The sequence below is a fragment of the Bacillus sp. C30 genome, assembly GCF_040838255.1.
GTDB classification, from domain to species: domain Bacteria; phylum Bacillota; class Bacilli; order Bacillales; family Bacillaceae_G; genus Bacillus_A; species Bacillus_A mycoides.
In genome coordinates, this window is sequence record NZ_JBFPJH010000289.1 from 1 (window position 1) to 4,181 (window position 4,181).

At 37.1% G+C, this 4,181-nt stretch carries 4 protein-coding genes; all 4 read left to right on the forward strand.

The features are described 5' to 3' along the window. Positions 1-87 precede the first annotated feature (87 nt). Positions 88-999 (forward strand): helix-turn-helix domain-containing protein, encoded by a 912-nt coding sequence (locus AB3X49_RS18650; protein ID WP_002142844.1) that lies wholly within the window; start codon positions 88-90, stop codon positions 997-999. 63 nt (positions 1,000-1,062) lie between these two features. Further along, positions 1,063-1,641, forward strand: coding sequence for a CDP-diacylglycerol--glycerol-3-phosphate 3-phosphatidyltransferase (gene pgsA / locus AB3X49_RS18655; RefSeq protein ID WP_002014596.1), 579 nt, complete (start codon positions 1,063-1,065; stop codon positions 1,639-1,641). A gap of 20 nt (positions 1,642-1,661) precedes the next feature. After that, a complete protein-coding gene (locus AB3X49_RS18660; protein ID WP_367963932.1) occupies positions 1,662-2,900 on the forward strand; it encodes a competence/damage-inducible protein A in 1,239 nt (412 codons plus the stop codon). Positions 2,901-3,041: 141 nt separating this feature from the next. Beyond that, positions 3,042-4,073, forward strand: a complete 1,032-nt coding sequence (gene recA / locus AB3X49_RS18665; RefSeq protein ID WP_002014599.1) for a recombinase RecA — start codon at positions 3,042-3,044, stop codon at positions 4,071-4,073. The last annotated feature ends 108 nt before the right edge of the window (positions 4,074-4,181 follow it).

Below are 4,181 nucleotides of genomic sequence, written 5' to 3' on the forward strand. Positions count from 1 at the left end.
CAATATAATTTAGTAGATGAAATTGAGCAAGGTACGCAAAACAATTTCTCTATGTTCGACTTTTAAAGAAATATTGAGGTGTTAGTAGTGACGGAATTAGGACAAAAGCTGACAGAAGCAAGAGAAGCGAAAGGCTTATCTATTGATCAGCTGCATGAGATTACAAAAATTCAAAAACGCCATTTAGTAGCGATTGAAGAAGGCAATTATGATGTGTTGCCAGGAGCTTTTTATGCGCGTGCATTCATTAAACAATATGCAGATGCTGTTGGATTAAATGGAGAGGAACTGCTTGTGGAATATCAGAGTACGATACCACAGTCTGAAAAACGTGAAGTTCCACAAGTATCAACTGGACAAAAAACACAAGAAACAATGCAAAAATCTTCATCATGGCCAATTGCGGATCATATGCCCAAAATTTTGATTGCGTTGTTAGTAATCGCATTTGGAGTGGTAGTCTGGTTTGTTATTCAAGCGTTAACTGGAAAAGATGATAGGCAAGTTCAAAATGCTCAAAGTGAGAAAATTGAGGTTCAAAAAGCAAAAAATTCTCCGTTAGATACGAAGAAAGATGAAGCGAAAGCGGAAGAACCAAAAAAAGAAGAACCAAAAAAAGAAGAACCAAAGAAAGAAGAGCAACCAGCGCAACCAACTGGACAACAAGAAGTGAAGGTAGTTGGAACGAGTGGTAAGGTATCTACTTTGGAAATTCATAATAATAAAACATTAGAACTGGAAATTTCAGCGAAGGGTGCAAGCTATGTAGATGTTAAAGATGATGCGGGTAACGAAATTCTAAACACTACAGTACAAAGTGGTCAAACAGAAAAACGTGATTTATCAACAGTAAAAGAAGTGCGGCTTAATATTGGAAGTGCACCGAATGTTGAAATTAAACTGAATGGCCAAGTGGTTACTTTCCCATTAGATCCAGCAAAAGAATATCACCAAAGATTGGTGATAAAAAACCAAGGGATAGGGCAAGCTGCGCAATAACAGTCATCGCTTCGATGACTTTTTTCAATGAACAAATGTTTTTGACATGATGGAGGAATAGCTGTGAATTTACCAAATAAAATTACAATATCTAGAATCTTCTTAATTCCAATTTTTATGGTAATTATGTTAGCGCCCTTTGAGTGGGGCTCATTTATAATTGGTGATGTAGAGTTACCAATTCAACATTTAGTAGGGGCACTTATCTTTATTATTGCTTCGGCTACAGATTGGATTGATGGACATTATGCAAGAAAGTATAATCTTGTAACGAATTTAGGGAAATTCCTTGACCCGTTAGCAGATAAATTACTTGTTTCGGCAGCACTTATCACATTGGTAGAAATGCAATATGTACCTGCTTGGATCGTTATTGTAATTATAAGCCGTGAGTTTGCAGTAACAGGTTTACGCCTTGTACTTGCTGGGACAGGGGAAGTAGTTGCAGCAAATCAGCTAGGGAAAATTAAGACATGGACACAAATTATTGCGATTGCAGCATACTTATTACATGATGTACCGTTAAATCTACTTCATATTCCAGTTGCAGATATTTTCATATGGATTGCATTATTCTTTACCGTTATTTCAGGATGGGATTATTTCTGGAAAAATAAAGATGCTTTTGTAAACTCAAAATAGAAGTTTATGGGGGAATTGGGATGAATGCTGAAATTATTGCGGTTGGAACGGAATTATTACTTGGACAAATTGCAAATACAAATGCCCAGTTTTTATCTGAAAAGTTAGCTTCAATCGGAATTAACGTGTACTACCATACTGTTGTTGGGGATAATAACAAGCGATTACAGAAGGCAATTGAATTGGCTGAAGAACGAGCTGATATGCTCATTTTTACAGGTGGATTAGGACCGACAAAAGATGATTTAACGAAAGAAACAATAGCGTCTAGTTTAGATGAAGAGCTTGTGTATGATGAAAAGGCATTAACATCGATAAGCGATTATTTTAAGCGTACAGGCCGTGAATTTACGGAGAATAATAAAAAGCAGGCGCTCGTTTTAAATGGATCGACTGTATTTGCGAATGATCACGGTATGGCGCCTGGTATGGGATTAAATACGAACGGAAAAGTTTATATTTTATTACCAGGACCACCAAAAGAAATGAAGCCGATGTATATAAGTTACGTAGAGCCTTTTTTATGTAAGTTTACAACGGGGGGAAATATTTATTCTCGTGTTCTTCGTTTTTTTTGTATTGGGGAATCTCAATTAGAGGTGAAAGTTCAAGATTTAATTGATGGACAAACGAACCCAACCATTGCACCACTTGCAAATGATGGAGAAGTGACATTACGTTTAACTGCCAAACATCATGATGCTGATGAGGCGGAGAAACTGATTCAGCATGTGGAAGATTTGATTTTAGAAAGAGTAGGAGAATTTTTCTACGGATATGACCAAGATTTCCTTCATTACAAGGCAATAAGGCTATTGAAGGAAAAAGGGTTAACTTTAGCGTGTGCAGAAAGTTTAACAGGTGGTCTTTTTGGAAATCAAGTAACAGAAAATGCTGGTGTTTCGTCTGTATTTAAAGGCGGTGTCATTTGTTATCAAAATGATGTGAAGCAACAAATTTTATATGTACCTGAAGAAGTGTTACGTACTGATGGCGCGGTTAGTAAACAGTGTGCTCGCTATCTTGCTGAAAATGTAAAGGAACTGTTAAAAGCAGATATCGGAATTAGTTTCACTGGGGTGGCAGGACCGGATGCTTCAGAGCATAAAGAACCAGGAACAGTATTTATTGGATTGGTGATTAAAGATGAACCAGCTGTAGTCTTCTCGCTTAATTTAAGTGGAAGTCGTCAACAAATTAGAGAACGCTCTACAAAATATGGATTTTATCATTTATTTAAAAAGCTAGAAGAGATATAAATTTCTTCTAGTTTTTTTGTTGGAAAACCTAGTTTTATTCGATATAAAATAAAAAAACGAATAAATGTTCGATTTTTGTTGGCAAATTGAATTGAAAATAGGTATAATAAGATTAGCAATTTAGTTAAGGAGGAATTTTGAATGAGCGATCGTCAAGCGGCATTAGATATGGCGTTAAAACAAATAGAGAAGCAATTCGGTAAAGGTTCAATTATGAAATTAGGAGAACAAGCGGAGCGTAGAATTTCTACAATTTCAAGTGGTTCTTTAGCACTTGATGTGGCACTAGGGGTAGGCGGATACCCACGTGGCCGTGTTATTGAAATTTATGGACCTGAAAGTTCAGGTAAAACAACAGTTTCATTACACGCAATCGCGGAAGTACAGCGTCAAGGTGGACAAGCAGCGTTCATTGATGCGGAGCATGCAATGGATCCTGTATATGCACAAAAATTAGGTGTTAACATAGATGAATTACTATTATCACAGCCTGATACAGGGGAGCAAGGACTAGAAATCGCAGAAGCACTTGTACGAAGTGGAGCGGTTGATATTATCGTAATTGACTCTGTGGCAGCTCTTGTACCGAAAGCTGAGATCGAAGGGGACATGGGTGACTCTCACGTTGGTTTACAAGCACGTTTAATGTCACAAGCACTTCGTAAACTTTCAGGTGCAATCAACAAATCAAAAACAATCGCAATCTTTATCAACCAAATTCGTGAAAAAGTTGGGGTTATGTTCGGGAACCCAGAAACAACTCCAGGTGGTCGTGCGTTGAAATTCTATTCAACTGTCCGTCTTGAAGTACGTCGTGCTGAGCAGTTAAAGCAAGGTAACGATATTGTTGGTAATAAAACGAAAGTAAAAGTAGTTAAAAATAAAGTAGCACCGCCATTCCGTGTTGCTGAAGTTGATATTATGTACGGAGAAGGTATTTCAAGAGAAGGTGAAATCTTAGATATGGCTTCTGAACTTGATATCGTTCAAAAGAGCGGTGCTTGGTACTCTTATAATGAAGAACGCTTAGGACAAGGTCGTGAAAATTCGAAGCAATTCTTAAAAGAGAATACGGATTTAAGAGAGGAAATTGCCTTCTTTGTTCGTGAACATCACGGAATTGGTGAAAACTCTGGTGTTGAAGACACGGAAGACTCAACTCGTCAAGATTAAAAAATAAAAGACACGGTCCCGTGTCTTTTATTTTTTAATCCACTATGAAAGCGTTATATATAGCTGGAGATAAAATATTTATTCTATCCAAAAGGCTATGTGTAAAGG

Coding starts and splice junctions, on each gene's coding strand:
- AB3X49_RS18660 (WP_367963932.1), top strand. CDS start 1,662: ATGAATGCTGAAATTATTGCGGTTGGAACGGAATTATTACTTGGACAA.
- recA (WP_002014599.1), top strand. CDS start 3,042: ATGAGCGATCGTCAAGCGGCATTAGATATGGCGTTAAAACAAATAGAG.